The organism is Nitrosomonas sp. Is37 (genome assembly GCF_033063275.1).
Lineage (GTDB): Bacteria > Pseudomonadota > Gammaproteobacteria > Burkholderiales > Nitrosomonadaceae > Nitrosomonas.
In genome coordinates this window covers 19382-37493 of the sequence record NZ_JAWJYP010000031.1, presented here as the reverse complement: position 1 = coordinate 37493, position 18112 = coordinate 19382, and the positions used below count along the sequence as shown (strand labels likewise).

The following is an 18112-nucleotide window of genomic DNA, read 5'->3' as shown; positions in this document are numbered from 1 at the left end:
TGAATACTTGCCCCCAGTTGCTTTGCCAAAGCTGGGCAATCCCATCTGGCCAAACCTTCAGGCGGTTCTGTATCCAGTTTGGATAACAGCCTATCCCTAAACGTTTTTCCATATATTTCAGGTTTGCCAGGTCGCCACTCATCTTCAAGTCCAGCAATACCATGCTCTGCATACCGTTTACGCCATTTGCTGACACGCAATACCGAGGATTCACATTCTGCAGCAACTACTTGGTTCTGCTTACCTGCAGCGCAGGCCAAGATGATTCTGGCTCTCTCAACCATCCTGCGCTCAGCACTATGGCTTCGCACGATTTTCTCCAGACGGTCTCTTTGTTCTTCTGTAAGAGTGATTTCTATCGCTTTTCTAGGCATAATGCCTAGTATAAATCAAATAATATATGCTATTAATGCAATTAAACACTAGTATAAATACCAAATATAGATAAATTCATTTTTGCGAGATTAGCAGAGAGGGAGGTATATTAACGCCCAATTGGAATAGGGTATCCTATAAAAGTAGAGATATACCCATGGCGAACAAAGAAACTTTTCATTTTCTGCATTGGTTCCTTTGCAGAGCATCACATATTTCTATATCGAATAGGAAGTAGTTGGCTTAATTTGATAATTAAATCTGAAATCATGACTAGGCAACCGTACTTGGATCTGTAGCAAAGCCCGATCCAAGCGCTATCATGATAAGGAAACTTAGATAGCCAATGGCGCCAACAGTTTGAACATCCCAATTAATGATATTGTACAAATCTGATCATCTTGCCTTATTCAATAGGCGCAATTCTCTAAGACTATGGTAGAGCCTCTTCCTGTTGTTTTTTCTCAGGTTTTACTAAATCCTCGCGTTTGACCCCTAGTAACATGAGAATTGGGCTTGCAACGAGTACAGAAGAGTAGATGCCAAACAAGATGCCAATGGTTAATGCTAATGCAAAATAATACAAGGTCTCACCACCAAAAAGAAGCATAGATACAACCACTGCTTGGGTACTACCGTGAGTAATAATGGTGCGAGACATTGTTCGCGTGATTGCATTATCAATAATTTGTGCTACGGGCGCCTTACGCATTTTACGAAAATTTTCGCGAATGCGATCAAATACTACAACGGATTCATTTACTGAGTAACCAAGGATAGCCAAAATTGCAGCAAGAACTGTAAGGGAGAACTCCCATTGAAAGTAAGCAAAAAAACCCAAAATGATTATCACATCATGCAAATTTGCAATAATACCAGAAACACCAAACTTCCATTCAAAGCGTACTGCCAGGTAAGCCACGATGCCAAGTGATACAAACAGTAAAGCTAATGCACCATTCTCTAGTAATTCATCGCCTACTTGAGGGCCAACAAATTCTACTCGACGTATTACTATAGATTCATCAAATTCTTTAAGAGAGGCTATTACAGTTTCTGATAATTTGGCACTAGATAGTTGATGCTTGACAGGCAATCTAATCAATACATCACGAGAAGTACCAAAATTCTGTACTGAAGCATCAGGTATCCCTAGCGTAACAAAGACTGATCTAATTTTATCGAGATTGGCAGGTTGTGCGTAACTCACTTCAAGTACAGTTCCACCGGTAAAATCAACCCCTAAATTCAATCCTTTTGTGACAATAAAAAAAACTGCGACAATAAAAGTCACCAATGAAATAGTAGTTGTATATTTCCCCCAACTCATACAGGGGATATCACGTTCAAATTTAAAAAATTCCATAGTTTAAGAATCCTGATTAGCTATTTCAGATCAGCCTTTCGTATTTTCCGATACAGGTAAAACCGAATATGCGATTATTTATCATTAACGCTTAATTGTTTTAGGTTTCCAGACGGTGCCAATTGAAATTCTTTCCAATTTACGATGACCACCGTATATCAAGTTGACCATCGCTCGAGAAACAGTAACAGCTGTGAACACAGAAGTTAGAATACCCAAACACAGCACTACAGCAAATCCTTTAACTGGACCTGAACCAAAAGCAAATAATCCGATTCCTGCAATCAGTGTTGTGATATTTGAATCCACAATAGTCCCAAGCGCTCGTTCGTAGCCAGCATTGATAGCTAGTTGTGGCGTTAAGCCATTACGAAGCTCATCGCGAATACGTTCATTAATAAGAACATTTGCATCAATCGCCATGCCAACTGTAAGTGCAATTGCAGCCATTCCAGGAAGAGTTAATGTTGCTTGCAAAATGGAAAGAAGGCTGACTAATAATAAAAGATTTGCCCCAAGTGCAAGAACAGAAATCACACCAATTGCTCTATAGTAAAGCATGATGAACATAGCCACAGCCAGGAAGCCAAATAACGTCGAATTGACCCCTCTGGTGATATTGTCAGCACCTAAACTAGGCCCTACTGTGCGCTCCTCAATGATCTCCATTGGTGCAGCTAATGCGCCAGCCCGCAACAATAGGGCAACATCACGAGCTTCCACGCTACTCATTCGACCACTTATCTGCACGCGCCCACCACCGATTTCCTCCCGGATAACGGGTGCAGTGACAACCTCTGCTTGATTTTTCTCAACAAGTAAAATTGCCATACGCTTGCCGACATTATTTCGTGTCAGCTGCTTGAAAATGCGTGCACCATTGCTGTCAAGGGTAACGTGAACAGCTGGTTGATTGTCGTTATCAAATCCAGGTTGGGCGTCTGTAATACGATCACCAGTTAACAATATTTGTTTTTTTACCAGTAGTGCACCGCCACCACGTTCAGTAAGGAGCTCGGTACCAAATGGAATTTGTCCTCTTAGCGCCGCTTCGATGTCGCTTTCATCATCTACCATCCTGATTTCCAGAGTAGCTGTTCTCCCTAGAATATCTTTTGCTTTGGCAGTATCCTGAACGCCGGGTAATTGCACGATGACACGATCTATACCAGCCTGCTGAATAACAGGCTCTGCCACACCGAGTTCATTAACACGATTACGTAATGTAGAGATGTTTTGTTGTATGGTGGCACTTTGCATACGTGCTTGTGCTTCTGGCTTAATCGATACTAGCAGACGAAAATCTCTTTCTGTATCCTGGGTGCGCAAATCCAGATCAGAATATATTTTCTTAAGTTCGGTTTCGGATTTTGAACGTGATTGCTCATCTCTGAATTTGATGATGAGTTGTGAATCTTGTCGATCAAGACCGGCAGATGATATTTTCTGTTCACGCAAAGTACTGCGAATATCGGTACTATAGCGATCCAGCGCTTTGGATAATGCTCCATCCATATCAGTCTGCAGCATGAAATGGACTCCGCCGCGTAAATCAAGTCCTAGATACATTGGTAATGCGCCAATATTATTTAACCATTCTGGAGAATTCGGAATAAGGTTGAGCGCAACAATGTAATCGGTGCCAAGCTCTGATTGCAGGATGTCTCTTGCCTTAATTTGAACATCCGTATCAGCAAAACGAATTTTGATACTATTTCCCTCGGTAAGTATTCCCTCACTAATTAGGCCATGCTTATTAAGTGCACTTTCTACTTTCTGTAATAGTGGTAATCCAGCCTCTGCTGTGATTCGTAGTGGTGAAATTTGTATTGCGGGTGATTCGCCATAAAAATTGGGTAAGGTATAAAGCAACCCAACAAGAAGCGTGATCGCAATAATCAAATTTTTCCAGAGAGGGTAGCGGTTCATGGTGTCAAATGAATTATAAAAAAGGGAAAAGAGGGTAAATTAACCAAATGTGTAATTTTTAATGAATCTTTTAGTTTTTATTGCTGCTCTCTTTTTGTGATTCGCTAGCAGGTGAAACATTGGTGCCCTCATCGCTACTTTCTTGAGTATCACTTGCTTTTTGGGGTTTATTGTTTTTAAGCGCTTTACTGCTTTTACCTGTATCAATACTTTTTAGCGTGCCTTTAGGCAATAAGGTTTGTACGCCAGCTTTGAGTACGACTATTTCAACATTAGGTGCTATTTCTATCGTGATATAATTTTCTCCTACACTTATGACACGACCTAATTCGCCTCCACTAATAATAATTTCATCGCCTTTTTGTAATCCTTCTCTCATTAGCTTTTGCTCTTTGGCGCGCTTAGATTGTGGGCGAATCAATAAAAAATAAAAAATAACAAGAATCCCAATTAGCGGCAGGAAACTCATTAAATTTGGTTCAGGTTGAGCGCCACTGGCAGCTTGAGCAAAGGCTTCACTAATCAACATGATATTTTCTCCCAAAGAAAAAGATTAAAAATTATATTTTAACACGCTGCCTGAAATTCTCGTGCATATCGTTCAAATTGGCCAAGTTCAATTGCTGTACGAATTTCGCTCATGAGCTGCTGATAATAATAAAGGTTATGCAGCGTGTTCAGACGTGCACCAAGAATCTCATTAGTTCGTTGTAAATGATGCAGGTATGCGCGCGTAAAATGACGGCAGGTATAGCAGGGGCATTGTTCATCTGGTGGTGAAGTGTCCAGACGATATCGACTATTCCGTAATTTGATAATGCCATTTCGTGTATAGAGCCAGCCATTGCGTGCATTGCGTGTAGGTAAGACACAGTCAAACATATCAATGCCTTGTGCGACCGCATGCACGATATCTGCTGGTGTGCCCACTCCCATCAAGTATCTGGGTTTATCAAGCGGCAATTGTGGTGCGATATGAGCGAGTATACGCTGCATGTCTGCTTTAGGCTCACCCACAGACAGGCCGCCAATAGCGTAACCATCAAAACCAATCTGCTGTAAGCCAGCGAGAGACTGGTCGCGCAAATTTTCATGCATTCCCCCCTGAACAATACCAAAAAGTGCGTTAGGATTGCCATCGTGTGCACGTTTTGATCGTTCCGCCCAACGTAAACTAAGTTCCATGGAGGCTTTTGCAGTTGAAATATCAACTGGATAGGGAGTGCATTCATCAAAGATCATGACAATATCAGAGTTAAGTATACGCTGAATACGCATGGATTCTTCAGGTGTTAAGAAGCACATATCGCCATTTACCGGCGAGCGGAATGCCACACCTTGTTCGCTGATTTTACGCAGTTTACCGAGACTAAAAACCTGGAAGCCGCCTGAATCAGTGAGTATTGGGCCATTCCATCCCATGAAGCGATGGAGCCCTCCATGTGTTTCAATGACGTCTAAACCGGGGCGCAACCATAAATGAAAAGTATTACCTAATATTATTTTTGCATTAATTTCTTGTAATTCTGTCGGTGATACAGTTTTTACTGCCCCATATGTTCCTACCGGCATAAAAGCGGGTGTTTCTACTTTACCATGGGTAAGTGTCAATGTTCCCCGTCGGGCGCCACTATCAACGTGATGCAACTCAAATTTCATACTTTTCTTTCGATGAGCATGGCGTCACCATAGCTAAAGAAGTGATAACGTTGGGTAATGGCATGCTGATAAGTGCGGCGGATATTTTCCATTCCCGCAAAAGCAGATACCATCATAAGGAGGGTGGAACGTGGTAAATGAAAATTTGTAAGTAATCGATCAACGATGTGGAAGTTAAAACCGGGTGTAATAAAAAGGTTGGTTTCACCATACCCTGGCTTTAATTCACCATCATTGGCGTTAGCGCAAGCTTCCAAGGCACGCAGTGATGTGCTGCCGACTGCTAGCACGCGATTACCAATATGCTTTGCTTGCTGAATGGCATCGATCGTTGTTGCTGGTATGTGATAAATTTCTGTATGCATTTGATGATCTAAAATATTTTCAGCTCGTACAGGTTGAAATGTTCCAGCACCGACATGTAATGTTACATAGGTGATTACTACACCTATTTCACGCAATTTTACTAGCATTGCTTCATCAAAATGCAAACCTGCGGTAGGAGCAGCGACTGCACCAGTTTTTTTTGCAAAAATCGTCTGATAACGATCTTCATCCAACTGTGTAACTTGTCGCTCAATATAGGGTGGCAATGGCAGGCTACCATATTGCTCTAATAACTCAATTACCGGAAGCTCATGCACGAAGTGCAGTATATAGAAATTTTGTTCATGCCCTTGAACAACTGCATTAATTTTGTTTTCCAGCAATAAATTCGATCCGATCTTGGGAGCATGACTGGCACGTATCATTGCTAAGACATGATGGGAATCGAGTATTCGTTCTACCATCACTTCTATTTTGCCACCGGTTTGCTTCATGCCCCATAGCCGCGCTTTGATCACTCGAGTATCGTTAAAAACAATAACATCACCAGCGCGCAGATACGTCGGTAAATCAATGAAGAAAGTATCTTGAAATTTGTTACTTGAGCTATCCAAATAAAGCAGGCGACTATCTGCTCGATGCTGAGGCGGAAACTGAGCAATTAAATCACTGGGTAGAAAAAAATCAAAATCCTGAATTTTCATCACCCTTATTATACAGGGGTGCACAAGCTATCCGCACATTTTGCTTGGGTATGTGTACTCAGAGGATGTTGCTCTTCTAGTCAAAATTGCTGCAACTATAGCTTGTGAAAAAATCTACTTCATGCTCAGATATTTGCGTTGAGTTGTATTACTTATTTTTAGTATATATCTCCTTGATATATCTTGTAATTAGATTCAGTTTTCCTTGCTCTTTGATCACGTGCTATGATTTTTTCACAAGCTCTATGTTGCTGTGCCTGCTATTTTCAGTAATAATTGCGCCTTGCCCGAAATAAAATTAAAAATAAAGTAAGGGACTGCCGGGATGGCGGAATTGGTAGACGCACGGGACTCAAAATCCCGCGATGGTGACATCATGGGGGTTCGATTCCCCCTCCCGGCACCAAATAAGCGTTTCAAGTAGTATCTCATCGTATCAAATCCCTTGAATTTACTAGCTATCAGCAGAATTGATAGTTTCCTATAGTATCACAACGTATCTGGACATACCGTCAAAATGACGGTATTTTTGACGGTACTTTTACATACCGTCATATGAGATACCGTCAAATGCTCACAGATACCGCGATACGTAACGCTAAACCAAAAGATAAGCCATACAAAATGGCTGACAGTGGCGGCTTATATTTGCTGGTGCAATCTGCCGGAAAGTATTGGCGCATGGACTATCGATATGCAAGCAAGCGCAAAACGCTGGCTATCGGTGTTTATCCAACTGTTACCCTTACCGTTGCACGTAAGAAAAGAGATGAAGCGCGGAATTTACTGACAAAGGATGTTGACCCGGCGCTGGTGAAGGCTGTCAATAAGCAGGTCAAGAAACATGCTCAGGAAAACACATTCCAGGCTATAGCGCTTGAATGGCATACCAAGCAATCAACTACCTGGGCAGAGTCAACCACAGCCAACATAAAACGATGCCTGGAAGCGGATATATTCCCTTGGCTAGGTAATCGACCAATCAAAGATATTAACGCACCTGATTTGCTGGTTGTGCTGCGCAAGATAGAAAGCCGTGGGGCACACGAGAAAGCGCAACGGACACGGGAATATGTTGGCCGAGTATTTCGATATGCCATACAAACCGGACGCGCGGAACGTGATCCTAGTGGCGATTTGAGGGGGGCATTAACGCCAGTCAAAGCAAAGCATCATGCCAGCATTACCGACCCTAAAGCTATTGGTGCATTGCTACGCTCAATCAATGGCTTTGTTGGTTCATATACCACTAAATGCGCGTTACAGCTTGCCCCGCTGGTATTTGTCCGCCCTGGCGAATTACGCCAAGCAGAATGGATAGAAATCGATTTTGATAAGAAAGAATGGCGCATACCCGGCCATAAAATGAAGATGAAAGAACAGCACATTATTCCTTTGTCACGTCAAGCAATTGAGGTTTTAGAAGCCATTCAACCATTAACAGGGAATGGGAAATATATCTTTCCAAGTATAAAAAGTACCGTCAGGCCAATGTCAGAAAATACCGTCAATGCAGCACTCAGGCGCATGGGTTATGAAAAAGACGAAATGACCGGACATGGTTTCCGCAGCATGGCCAGTACGTTACTGCATGAACATGGCTGGCCACATGAAGCCATAGAACGGCAATTAGCACATGCAGAACGAAACAAGATAGCAGCTGCATATAACCATGCTGAGCATCTACCTAAGCGTCGTGAGATGATGCAATGGTGGGCGGATTATTTGGATAATTTGACTAAGTCGAAGTTTTAGAAAGGACTGGCAATGGTTACTTTAGATGATTTAGCAAAAGATGGGGAGCGATGGAATCAGATGGTTGCTGATGAGTTCGGACTTGACCCTAATGATCTGGTGCACGAGGCGGCTGCTTATGTGTTAATCCATAAAAAACATTTGTTTGAGTTGGGGAAAAAGACAACAGCCGACAAGTATAAAAAAGAATTAGATAAATTAACGAAGCAAGCTTTGCAATTGTTGGAAACTGTTAGGTCATTGCCGAGAGGTTACAAGGATTGCTTGCCTATAAGCATGTTCCATCAATATGGTGTCAAGATCGTTAGTGAAAAATATGGTGTCAATACTATTAGTAACGATCAATTGTATTATTGCATTGAATCTTTAGCCAATGCCGCACAATCTGTAAAAAAAGTTAAGCTGGAGCCAATTAAAAACGGATATTACAACGGATTCTTATTTGAATTCATCAATAATTTGGTGGGATCTATATTTGAAATTGGGTTTTATTCACGCGCGAATCACACAAAAGGAGATTCGACAGAAGCTGAACTCGAAAGCCTTATGCTTGATTTTTGGAATAAATATTATTCAGAAAGGGTGAGAAAAACAGCGATCCAGGTTATTCAAAAAACGCTGTGCGGGTCCAAAAATAGACATGCCGCACAAAAAGCCGTTAAAGATTATTTGGCTGGAATTGTTAGTGAACGAATCAGAAATAAAGCTAGAAATCTTTTAGATGATTACAACAAATTTAAATCAAAAGAGCTCTATGGAAACAACTAGCATTTTTGCTTCGTGTTGTTTCCGTTTAAAACCAATAGCTTAACGTTTAAAGTAGTATCACTTAATTGCATAGGAGTGGTACTAATGTCAGAAAAAGTCAGAGAAAATATCCCCGAAACATTACAAAATTTTGATCAACTCCCTGATTCGGCGAGCGTTAGATTACCTACCGTAAGAGGATTGTTTGCATGCTCATCGGCTAGCGTTTGGCGGGGGGTAAAGGCTGGTCGAATTCCTAAACCCCGAAAGCTATCGCCACGCACTACTTGCTGGAATGTAGGTGAACTACGTAAAGCGCTCAACCAATCGGCGCATCAATAAAAAAGGAGCGCCAAACTATGAACGCTCCTTTATCCAAAAATGCTTACCACAGCAGCGACATTCTATCAAAAATTACCTCCCATCTAAAGGGCGTGATCCGCCGGCAGAACGGCGGGTTGCTCGCTTTTTGCCCTGGTCATAATGACAGAAAATCCCGCAGCCTAGCGGTCAATGTTGGCGATGACGGGCGAATTCTCTTGAAATGCTTTGCTGGTTGTAGCATTGATGAGATTGTTGGCGGAATGGGTTTAAGAGTTTGTGACCTATACCCCGATACCAGCAAAGCAAAGTATGACCCGCAAACACGCGCATATTTTCAAGAGTGGCAGATATTGGAGGCATTAGCGTTCGATGCGGCTGTTTTGTTGATTGCCGCACGTCGACTCAACGAGGGTGATAAGCTACCAGAAGCAGACCTAGAATATTTATCCAAGGCCGTTATCCGTATTAATGATGCAGTGAGCTACTCAAGGAGGTCTCATGGTAGATAGACCAAGCCTTGAAGTGCAATCTGAAGCATATTTTGATAATGACGGAAAGCCGCACCTACCAGCAGGCGAAATCAAAAATAAACCTGTACTGGGCGAAAGGGGCGAATCAGGCGAAAACCCGCATAAATCCTTGAAAAACACGCGGGCGAAGAAGGGCGAAAAAGCGCAAAATTCACCCCTTGAGACATACAAACAACCAGTTTATCCAGTTGAAGCTCTTGGCGTGTTGGCTAATGTTTGCCGTTACATGCGAGATGAAATGCAGTTACCAGTTGAGACAGCGGGGCAATCATTACTTACGGCAGCATCGCTTTTAACTCAAGACTTGTATGACGTGAAAACCTTAACCGGGGTCAAGCCTTTGTCGATTTATGCCTTGACCTTAAGTGATTCTGGTGATGGAAAAAGCACAGCCGATGAAGTGGCGCTTAAGAGAATTTCAGAGGCAGACTTTCAGAGTCATAAGGACTATGAAGTGAAAATGGCAGAATGGCTTGGTCTGTCAAAAAGAGAGAAAGAGAACACGCCACAACCTAAAGCCCCGTATCGGATGATGAAAAGCGCGACGGTTCAGGGGATTGTCCGCAGCTTTAAAGAGGGCGTGTCCAGTCAGGGATCGTTCACGGCTGAGGCCGCAAGTATGCTGTCAGGCTGGGGCATGAGTGCAGAGCAAAAAAATAATACAAGATCTGAGCTTAACAGCTTATGGGATGGTGGATCAATTTCTCAGGTGACAAAGGGCGAAGGGCGCATCCAGTTATACGGCAAGCGGTTTTGCTGTCACTGGTTGGTTCAACCGAGTGCGGCGCGTGAATCGCTTAATGATGATTCTGCTAGCACTATTGGGTTTTGGCCTCGCTTTCTTGTGGCATGGCCTGAACCCATGAAGCCAAGAAAGTACAAACCATTCAACCCCGCCGAAAGCGAGGCTGTGAAATCGTTTTGGGAGTATTGCGACGCGCTTTTAAATGAGCGTCACTCGATACCGTTAGATAAAAAGAATGTGATCAAGCTGTCAGAAGCTGCGCAAAAACTTTTAATTGAATCCTTTGAAAAACTAGAGCAGTCGAGAGACCCAGGAAGCAAATTGAATCACCTGAAGGTTTTTTGTGTGCGCGGGGCTGAACAGATTTGTAGGGTTGCTGGGGTGTTAGCTGCTTTTAGAAATCATCCGAAAGGCGTTACTGATTTTCTGGTGACTGATGGTGATATTAAAAATGCGGTTGCCCTATTTACTTACAACCTTGACACATGGCTAGGGATATTTGGCAAACGCGAAGATATAGAACACCACACCTGGGCGAATGATCTTCATGCTTGGTTATTAAAACAAACTGAGAGACAAGCCAGCGAAACGGCAATGCTTAAACGGACACCAAAACATTTGAGATCAAGTCATAAGCGGGATGTCGCCGTTTCGATACTTCAGGAACAAGGGCGAATCGAACGTGTTATTGATGTACTACCTAACGGCGCTATGCAGGTATCGCGCAACGTATGGAGGGCGGCTCAATGTCAGAAGTAACAGACCTTCTAGCTGACATTTTGAGCTATTCTCCCACGGAAAAGGGCGAAATTCGCCGCATTCGCCCAGCGATTCGCACAAGCGAGAATGGCTTAAATACTACGTATTCGCCCAATTCGCCCCTTTCGCCCACCATACCTTTAAAATCAAATTCGCCTAGTTCGCCCAGCGAAAGTGATATTGAAAAAATCCGCACCTGGTTATATCGGATTGGCGAGCCTGAAAGCGATCATTGCTTGGTGATTGATAAGTGCAAGTCCGATCCACATGCGCTTGAGTATTTTCTGAGACATGCCCATGGCGAGTTTGAGCAGAGTTACACTGTAACGGATGAACGACGGTGAAAAATGAAACATTCTGGCAAAGATAAACCTGCCCAAGTGATTGAAGGGCAAGTGATGCCTGCTTGCCCTCCCCCAAAGCTTCCACGGCTGCGACTGGGTACGCTTCGAGAGGTGCGGCGGGAAATGGCGAAGGTTTACGAAGAAGTTAGACGGTTGAAATTGCCAAGTCAGGAAGGCACGCGATTGATCTACATGCTAACGGCAATCTCTAACCAGATTCGTGATACTGAATTGGAACAGCGTATTGAAAAATTGGAGAAAGCAAGTGAAGAATTTAGAACAAAGAATCGCACGACTTGAACAGCAGAAGTTAAACCCATTAATTGATTTCTTTCACGCATCGGCCTGTATGTTTGCTCAAGATCAAGGCAAACCGGAACCAGAAAGACCGGATGATATAGCGAAGGCGCTTGAGCAATTGGCGGATTATCTGCCTAACTAACGATGAGCAATAATCTTAAATCAAGGCTAGATGCATTAGAACAGCATGTTGATAGCCTAAAAAAACCGATACCAGCATTGGTTATTTTTGCGCCTAAGACTGCTGAAGAAGCTAGAACCGAGTTCAAGCAACAGCATGGCTATGATTACCCGGCTGACGGGACAATAATCCGAATTGTGACAGTTGACGCAAGCCGAGAGGGTAAAAACAGAGAGGTACACTAATGAAGAATATTGAATCAAGGCTAGATGCATTAGAACAGCGTATTTCTGACCTGGAAGAAATGAAACCTCCGTTAATCCATTTTGTTAGCAGAGGGCAGACATTGGCAGAAGCCAAAGCCGAGTATGAAAAAGAGCATGGCTTCCCGTTTGATAACGATCGAGGAACAATACTTGAAATTCGTCGCGCAATCGCAGCATGAAAGCTGAAGTAATATGTAGTAGCTCAAACTTGATATTACATATTACAGCTTAAATAATTGATTCCTAATCTGTCAGTGCTTATTTCATTCTATTTTTGAATACGTCAGAACAAATCTTAACTATTACATTAATATTTGTTTAGGAGGATATTTCTTGGCATCGCTTCTTGCCATTTCTTCTGCTTGCTCTAATGCAGCATTCACATCTTCGTTAAGAAGAACTATAGCAGCATCAATTATTTTTATTGATCTATCTAGTGCTGATGACAAATCAAAACCGGCATCGGCATATATTTTTAATACTCTAAGTTGACAAGTGGCTAGAGAACTAGGGATAAGCATCTGTTATTTTTAATTAGGAAAGACTGAATTAAGTATAAAACAGTCTTTCCGTTAAAACCAGTTATCTTAAGAGCTGGACAGTTGGATCGATTATTACAATAATGAAAGAACTCATCAGGGTAAAATCTGTAATGGGAGAACTTCCATGGATATTTTGCTCAGTGGGAAAGAGATTTGGAATAGCAAAAACTTGAACCAAATCTAATCTGACACAGATACCCAGTCAATTCGGTAACTGTACGATCTGGTCTGAACTAGTACAAGTAATAGATTAACTCCTCCCTACTGGCGCAATGTCAGGAAGAACCCGCTAGACCTTCAACAACCTGGCGGGCTTTGTTGTTTAAAGTTGCTTTATGGTTTTTAGAATTTTGACTTCATACGCATTAACTTCCCTAGAAAATTCATTTAATACATTCATTGTTTCCGCCATAAGTTCGTAAGGCAACCCTTTCTGTTCTGAAAGCTCGAGAGCTGTATTAACAAGCGTGGTGGTGCGGCTAACGAATAATCCTACTTCTTGGAAAGCTATTTTTATATCTTCGTATGTTAATGGCCTATCGGTTGATTCATTTGCTGGTGTTGTGTTCATAATGCACCCCCTTTATTCACGTCGATAGATGCATCAATGCCAGCATCTTCAAACAGTTCTTTAGCAAGCCAACCATCGCCAAAGAATTTAATCACCTCGCTTCGATCTTCGCAGACTTCACCCTCATGTACATCCTGTTCACCTTGTCGCTGTGTACGGTAAATGCGCTGGCAAACGAACTTACCTGACTTTGTACGGTATAGATTCAACTCTTGCCAGCGAGCCTCTTTGCATGACCCTAGCGCTTTACCAACCATTTCAGATACTGCCAGGCTTGATGCGTGAGCTATTAATTCACCATCGAACAAAACTCCTTCTGGTATGAAGGACCCGACATTATCACGAATTATTACGGCTATTTTTGATGTATTGCGGGTGGGGGTTGCTGTGATGTTTTCCATTTTGCATTCTCCTTTTTTAAGGGTTAAAGAATGCTTATTTAATGGCCAGTAAAAAAATTTGACGGTATTTTTGGCGGTATTTTTAAAAACCTAAAAATAAATATCATTACATATCAATGATATTTTGATGCTTTTAGGTTACCCCTCCCGTTCAAACACTCCCAAATAGCCTGAGACACCTTATTCTGCAGTGTTATCAAGCCGCTTATTAATCCATCTATCTTCCAATTTGATCCTATAATTTCCTATATTTCCATTGTGATTTACGGGTTATTTACGGAAATTCTTACGGATAAATTTATAGCGACTATAAGAAAGAAAAATTCAGGTAGCCGCCGTATTTAAAAAAAGCATAAGAAAGTCTAGGGTCCGGACCCTAATCAAGAATTGGCAGCCGTGAAAATGATCAACCGGAGCAAAAACCATTAATGGTAAAGCGCATTCAAGCCAGAATGCGCTAACTAAAACATGGCATGTATACAAGCAGTATGAAGGAATTAAAGTTAGCGATGTAGAAACATAGAGAAATGCTGAAACAGTTACTATGAAGTCCTACAATTATTTCTAAAAATTTTTCCACTGAATAACGCTATGATTCATGATAGAAGGGTTGTTATACTGTATTGATTATGCAATTTTCATGATTTCTTTGATTATCGAAAGTCCTAATTAAATAGGACTGACTGTTAGAATGAAAAAAATAATTGCGTTATTACTGCATTTTGCTCTATCGAACACAGTGTATGCAGCAGGTCCGTATGATGGCATTTATTCAGTTATCGTTAGTGGCTTTATTTCAGGCTATGCCACAGTGCATGAAGTAGATAATAAAATGATTGTGATCATAGTTGACCCTGTTCCTAATACTCCTTGGGAGCCAATGATTGGTACTCGGAGAGGTGACAGCGTTTCTCTAAGAAGCGTTCCTGACGTAAGTTCTTCTGATATAAATCTCAAAGTAACTATTAATTTCAATGACAATGGCCCGTCAACAGCAACTATAAATTCGTGCGTTAATGGCATTTCTCATGTGTGCATATATCCGAGTGGCTCTCAATTTAACTTAGAAAAATTATTTTAATAGGGTTATTAAATAGTTAATGTTTGCTATTTAAATAAATCCCTTTTAACGTGTTTTTTGAGGGGTACTGCCGCACCAACAAGCATCAGCAATGACATTTGTTCCTGCTAGTTTACCGCACCAGCTCAGCTTGTTTTAATTCAAAAGTCAGCACTGGCAGGTTAGGGACTAATTGCAACTGGGCCGCAAAGGTGGATATATTACCGTTGGCGTTACGGATATCGACAAACGGAATCGACAGCTTACCAGTAGTCTGGTTAAAGTTAGCATTGTCTCCCCGGAAACAATCAGCCAGTTGTTCAGCTTGAATTAGTTCGAAGCGTAGTGGCTGGCTATCCTGGACAAGCTGCAAACGAGCTCGGAAAGTACCTCTATTGTTGTTATTGAGAATGGCATCTACTGCAGGTATCTCAAGAACGGCAGAATCAAAACTGGCATTAGGTACCAGTTTATAGACTGCACCAGTTGTTTCAAACGGAATACCGGTCGTGTTGCCGAGTACATAAAGCTCTCTATCGGCATCCTGTCCGAAACCCAGTACCCAGAAACCAGGTTGTGCTTGCTCGGTCAGATCCAATTCTAGGATGCTGCTGCCATCAGAATAAAATATCCTGCCATCGCCATTACCAGTCTTGGCGACATCTCCAAACAGATACATTCCTTGTAAAGCAGGGATAGTTTTTCCACGATAAATAAAACCACCAATGACTGCGGTGCCTTCGTCGTGATCATACTGAATGACCGGATCGATGAAATCACCTGCAATCTGACCATCGGTCACAAACCCTGGTTCGTTACCGTTGGGCTCAAAACGGAAGCTTCCTTCTTTTAACCCCCAGCCATAATTTCCACCTGCTTGAATTAGATCAACCTCTTCAATATTGTTTTGCCCTACATCGGCAAGTACAAGCAAATTCGTTTCGGGGTCAAAGGAAAAGCGGAATGGGTTACGAAAACCGTAAGCATAAATCTCATTGAGTGCTGTATTTGAACCAACAAAAGGATTATCATTCGGGATACCATATTGCCCATTCTTGGAATTACTTCCTGTTGGATCAATTCGCAGTAATTTACCGAGAGGATTGCTGGTATTCTGGCCATTGCCATTGGGGCCGTGCCCAATCATCGGAACGCCACCAAAATCCTGGCCATCACGATCATCGGCACCGCCACCATCTCCGAAAGCAATATATAACATGCCATCTGAACCAAAATTAAGCGCGCCAGCATTGTGATTGAATTGGGGTTGATCCACAGTTAGCAACACTCGCATCTCCTCCACACTATCCTGGACTTGATTCGAATTGCTGGGGGTTAGCCGCCATTCCCTGATTACCGAGCGGTGATTGGGGCTAGCACCTGGAGGGATTGTGGAAAAATCGCTTTCTTCTCCCGCTGACTCCGAAGTATAGGTGTACAGCAAGCCATTTTCAACGAACCGAGGATGAAAGGCAAAACCGAGAAAGCCGCGCTCATCAAATGAATTGCTACCAAAAGCCCCCAAAGGTACCAACAGGTCGGAAAAATCCAGGAAAACTTCTTTGTTGTTGGTAGTGAGGTTGATGCGCCACAACTTTCCGTCCTGATCACTAACATACAAATGCTCAGGATCATTTGGAGCAGGGATTGCCCAATTTGGCGCAGTTAAGCCACTTGCTATCTGTTTCAGTCTCAACCGGATTGATCCTCTTTGAATTGGCGCCGGAATTGGATCATCAATGCGTTGTTCTGATGTTGAAGTCGCTAGCTCTCCCAATGTCGCTGGGCTGGTGTTAATCTCTGTCCATTTGGCGGAAATGAGTATCAGTAGTAGTAAAGACAGAATCGAGTAATAAAATTTCATATTGAACCCCCCTATATTCCTCAGAGAGTCACAAACATTCAAAATTTAGCTCTGGCAATGCAGTATCTAATCTAGATGCAAGGCTTGCAGATCGCCTCAAAAACTTTCGATTTGCCTGTCAAATTCATTCTCATTCTTTCACCATTGAAAGTTCTCTGATCTAATCGAAAATCTGGGATAAAAAATTTTATTCCAAATTTTTCCTTTGGTTGGGATCAATTTCTTGCCTTTTTGCGCTTCAGGTAATGCTTCATCGTTTTGTTTGGGTATGGCTCTTACCCGCTTCTAAGCAATTTTCTAAAACGAGTTTAGATTGCATTCGGTATCCATTCCTAGTGCTTCTGGTTGCTTTGAAAAGGAAGTCAGAATCTCGGTGGCTAGAATGGCGATATCGGCTTTTTATGGAAAAGCAATCTGTTGATTAAGCTCAAATCACGCAGCAAAAAACTGAAGTTCAACTACCTGTCCGGTTCTGAGCGCCACATTTTCTAAAGCACAAAATCGATTAAGCGAAATTAGCAAAGACTATCTGCTTATTTCTATTTCCATTGATCCGGAATACGATAGTTTGCAACAGCTATCAGATTATGCTAAACGTTATAATGCGGGGAAAAACTGGATTTTCCTTACTGGTAATAATGAAGCTACTCGCAGCTTGATGAAGGCTTTTGGTGCCCTTTATCTAGGTTCCAATAAAATGAATCACCTGACCTACACTTTCCTCAGAGCACATCCTGATGCTCAGTGGAGTCGAATTGAGGGTTTTCTGAGTGTCGATGAATTGATGAGCCACTTTAGCAAGCTTGTTACTGAGCGCGGGATATAACAACAAAATAAAACTTGCATTACTCAAATTTGCTTCTTTTGTTATTGCTTATAATCTTTACTCATGAATTTTCAATCACGCTTAACTTTTATCACTTTGATTAAGTAGTGCACATAAAACCGATCTAGCGATTATTTCATTTGTTTTTTCAAAACAGATTCTTAAATCTTCACACAATAATTCACATTATCTATCTGTTTATTAAATATTAATTTGACATCTTTATAATCATCATCATGATCATTTAACAATTTGCTAATTAAATTTTAAATCTATGAGTTTTGTCATAGCTTTGATGATATTGCTGCTTATATTCTAAGTAGCTCATAAGTGTATATATTTGCAAAGGAATTAATCTAATGAGAATTTTTGCATAAATTTAATTCATAAAAATAATGACAATTATTATTTCTTGAGCACAATAAATTTCCATATTTAAATTAAAAAAGATAGATATAATTTTTCGCCAATTTTGTTCAGTAAAAAGAAAGATATAAATTAGTCGTGCTAATTTAAAAAACCTTACAGAATTATTGGAATTCTATATCTGTACTTATCTGATAAAAATCATTTGACATATTTATTGTTTATAAAAAA

The 18112-nt window shown here is 41.5% G+C and carries 21 protein-coding genes, 1 tRNA gene and 2 pseudogenes; 14 read left to right on the top strand and 10 right to left on the bottom strand.

The window, feature by feature from the left end; genetic code table 11:
* The 6 genes from R2Q26_RS12830 to queA form a co-directional block, all read right to left on the bottom strand.
* Positions 1–374: helix-turn-helix domain-containing protein (locus tag R2Q26_RS12830; RefSeq protein WP_317536644.1), on the bottom strand; the 374-nt coding region annotated here is incomplete at its 3' end.
* Between the two features lie 434 nt (positions 375–808).
* On the bottom strand, positions 809–1741 hold the full coding sequence (gene secF / locus R2Q26_RS12825) for a protein translocase subunit SecF (RefSeq protein WP_317536643.1): 933 nt from the start codon (positions 1739–1741) through the stop codon (positions 809–811).
* A gap of 84 nt (positions 1742–1825) precedes the next feature.
* Positions 1826–3670 (bottom strand): protein translocase subunit SecD, encoded by a 1845-nt coding sequence (gene secD / locus R2Q26_RS12820; protein ID WP_090572127.1) that lies wholly within the window; start codon positions 3668–3670, stop codon positions 1826–1828.
* Positions 3671–3740: 70 nt separating this feature from the next.
* Entirely contained in the window at positions 3741–4199 is a 459-nt protein-coding gene (gene yajC / locus R2Q26_RS12815) for a preprotein translocase subunit YajC (protein WP_317536642.1), read from the bottom strand.
* Positions 4200–4237: 38 nt separating this feature from the next.
* Positions 4238–5329: a tRNA guanosine(34) transglycosylase Tgt gene (gene tgt, locus R2Q26_RS12810; RefSeq protein ID WP_317536641.1), complete on the bottom strand. Its 1092-nt coding sequence runs from the start codon at positions 5327–5329 to the stop codon at positions 4238–4240.
* Positions 5326–6360 (bottom strand): tRNA preQ1(34) S-adenosylmethionine ribosyltransferase-isomerase QueA, encoded by a 1035-nt coding sequence (gene queA, locus R2Q26_RS12805; protein ID WP_317536640.1) that lies wholly within the window; start codon positions 6358–6360, stop codon positions 5326–5328. The genes tgt and queA overlap by 4 nt, the downstream gene beginning before the upstream one ends.
* A gap of 319 nt (positions 6361–6679) precedes the next feature.
* Here queA and R2Q26_RS12800 point away from each other — a divergent pair.
* From R2Q26_RS12800 to R2Q26_RS12750, 11 genes are all read left to right on the top strand, one after another.
* A tRNA-Leu gene (locus R2Q26_RS12800) sits at positions 6680–6766 on the top strand.
* A gap of 164 nt (positions 6767–6930) precedes the next feature.
* The gene (locus R2Q26_RS12795; protein WP_317536639.1) at positions 6931–8115 is read left to right on the top strand and encodes a tyrosine-type recombinase/integrase; all 1185 of its coding nucleotides are present in this window, start codon (positions 6931–6933) and stop codon (positions 8113–8115) included.
* Between the two features lie 12 nt (positions 8116–8127).
* Positions 8128–8883 carry a hypothetical protein gene (locus R2Q26_RS12790; protein ID WP_317536638.1) on the top strand — a complete coding sequence of 252 codons (756 nt, stop codon included), beginning with the start codon at positions 8128–8130 and terminating at the stop codon, positions 8881–8883.
* An 84-nt stretch (positions 8884–8967) separates the two neighbouring features.
* Positions 8968–9204: a helix-turn-helix transcriptional regulator gene (locus tag R2Q26_RS12785; protein ID WP_317536637.1), complete on the top strand. Its 237-nt coding sequence runs from the start codon at positions 8968–8970 to the stop codon at positions 9202–9204.
* A 17-nt stretch (positions 9205–9221) separates the two neighbouring features.
* Positions 9222–9695: a hypothetical protein gene (locus R2Q26_RS12780; protein ID WP_317536636.1), complete on the top strand. Its 474-nt coding sequence runs from the start codon at positions 9222–9224 to the stop codon at positions 9693–9695.
* Positions 9685–11220, top strand: coding sequence for a DUF3987 domain-containing protein (locus R2Q26_RS12775; RefSeq protein WP_317536635.1), 1536 nt, complete (start codon positions 9685–9687; stop codon positions 11218–11220). The genes R2Q26_RS12780 and R2Q26_RS12775 overlap by 11 nt, the downstream gene beginning before the upstream one ends.
* Positions 11208–11564 carry a hypothetical protein gene (locus R2Q26_RS12770; protein WP_317536634.1) on the top strand — a complete coding sequence of 119 codons (357 nt, stop codon included), beginning with the start codon at positions 11208–11210 and terminating at the stop codon, positions 11562–11564. Before R2Q26_RS12775 ends, R2Q26_RS12770 begins: the two co-directional genes overlap by 13 nt.
* Positions 11565–11567: 3 nt before the next feature.
* Positions 11568–11864, top strand: a complete 297-nt coding sequence (locus tag R2Q26_RS12765) for a hypothetical protein (protein ID WP_317536633.1) — start codon at positions 11568–11570, stop codon at positions 11862–11864.
* Positions 11830–12006: a hypothetical protein gene (locus tag R2Q26_RS12760; RefSeq protein ID WP_317536632.1), complete on the top strand. Its 177-nt coding sequence runs from the start codon at positions 11830–11832 to the stop codon at positions 12004–12006. The genes R2Q26_RS12765 and R2Q26_RS12760 overlap by 35 nt, the downstream gene beginning before the upstream one ends.
* Before the next feature lie 2 nt (positions 12007–12008).
* Positions 12009–12230, top strand: a complete 222-nt coding sequence (locus R2Q26_RS12755; RefSeq protein ID WP_317536631.1) for a hypothetical protein — start codon at positions 12009–12011, stop codon at positions 12228–12230.
* Entirely contained in the window at positions 12230–12430 is a 201-nt protein-coding gene (locus R2Q26_RS12750) for a hypothetical protein (protein WP_317536630.1), read from the top strand. Before R2Q26_RS12755 ends, R2Q26_RS12750 begins: the two co-directional genes overlap by 1 nt.
* Positions 12431–12553: 123 nt before the next feature.
* Here R2Q26_RS12750 and R2Q26_RS12745 read toward each other — a convergent pair whose 3' ends face one another.
* Complete coding sequence (locus R2Q26_RS12745) at positions 12554–12772, bottom strand: hypothetical protein (RefSeq protein ID WP_317536629.1); 219 nt, start codon at positions 12770–12772, stop codon at positions 12554–12556.
* A 70-nt stretch (positions 12773–12842) separates the two neighbouring features.
* Here R2Q26_RS12745 and R2Q26_RS12740 point away from each other — a divergent pair.
* A pseudogene (locus R2Q26_RS12740) lies at positions 12843–12977 on the top strand (IS481 family transposase); the annotation flags it as partial.
* A 138-nt stretch (positions 12978–13115) separates the two neighbouring features.
* Here R2Q26_RS12740 and R2Q26_RS12735 read toward each other — a convergent pair.
* Complete coding sequence (locus tag R2Q26_RS12735) at positions 13116–13364, bottom strand: hypothetical protein (protein WP_317536628.1); 249 nt, start codon at positions 13362–13364, stop codon at positions 13116–13118.
* Positions 13361–13765 (bottom strand): hypothetical protein, encoded by a 405-nt coding sequence (locus tag R2Q26_RS12730; RefSeq protein ID WP_317536627.1) that lies wholly within the window; start codon positions 13763–13765, stop codon positions 13361–13363. The genes R2Q26_RS12735 and R2Q26_RS12730 overlap by 4 nt, the downstream gene beginning before the upstream one ends.
* A gap of 691 nt (positions 13766–14456) precedes the next feature.
* Between R2Q26_RS12730 and R2Q26_RS12725 the strand changes: the two genes are divergently transcribed.
* Complete coding sequence (locus R2Q26_RS12725; protein WP_317536626.1) at positions 14457–14846, top strand: hypothetical protein; 390 nt, start codon at positions 14457–14459, stop codon at positions 14844–14846.
* 112 nt (positions 14847–14958) lie between these two features.
* On the opposite strand, the gene R2Q26_RS12720 is transcribed toward R2Q26_RS12725, so the two are convergent.
* A complete protein-coding gene (locus R2Q26_RS12720) occupies positions 14959–16689 on the bottom strand; it encodes a PQQ-dependent sugar dehydrogenase (protein ID WP_317536625.1) in 1731 nt (576 codons plus the stop codon).
* 469 nt (positions 16690–17158) lie between these two features.
* Here R2Q26_RS12720 and R2Q26_RS12715 point away from each other — a divergent pair.
* Positions 17159–17515: pseudogene (locus R2Q26_RS12715) on the top strand (SCO family protein); the annotation flags it as partial.
* Positions 17516–18112 lie beyond the last annotated feature (597 nt).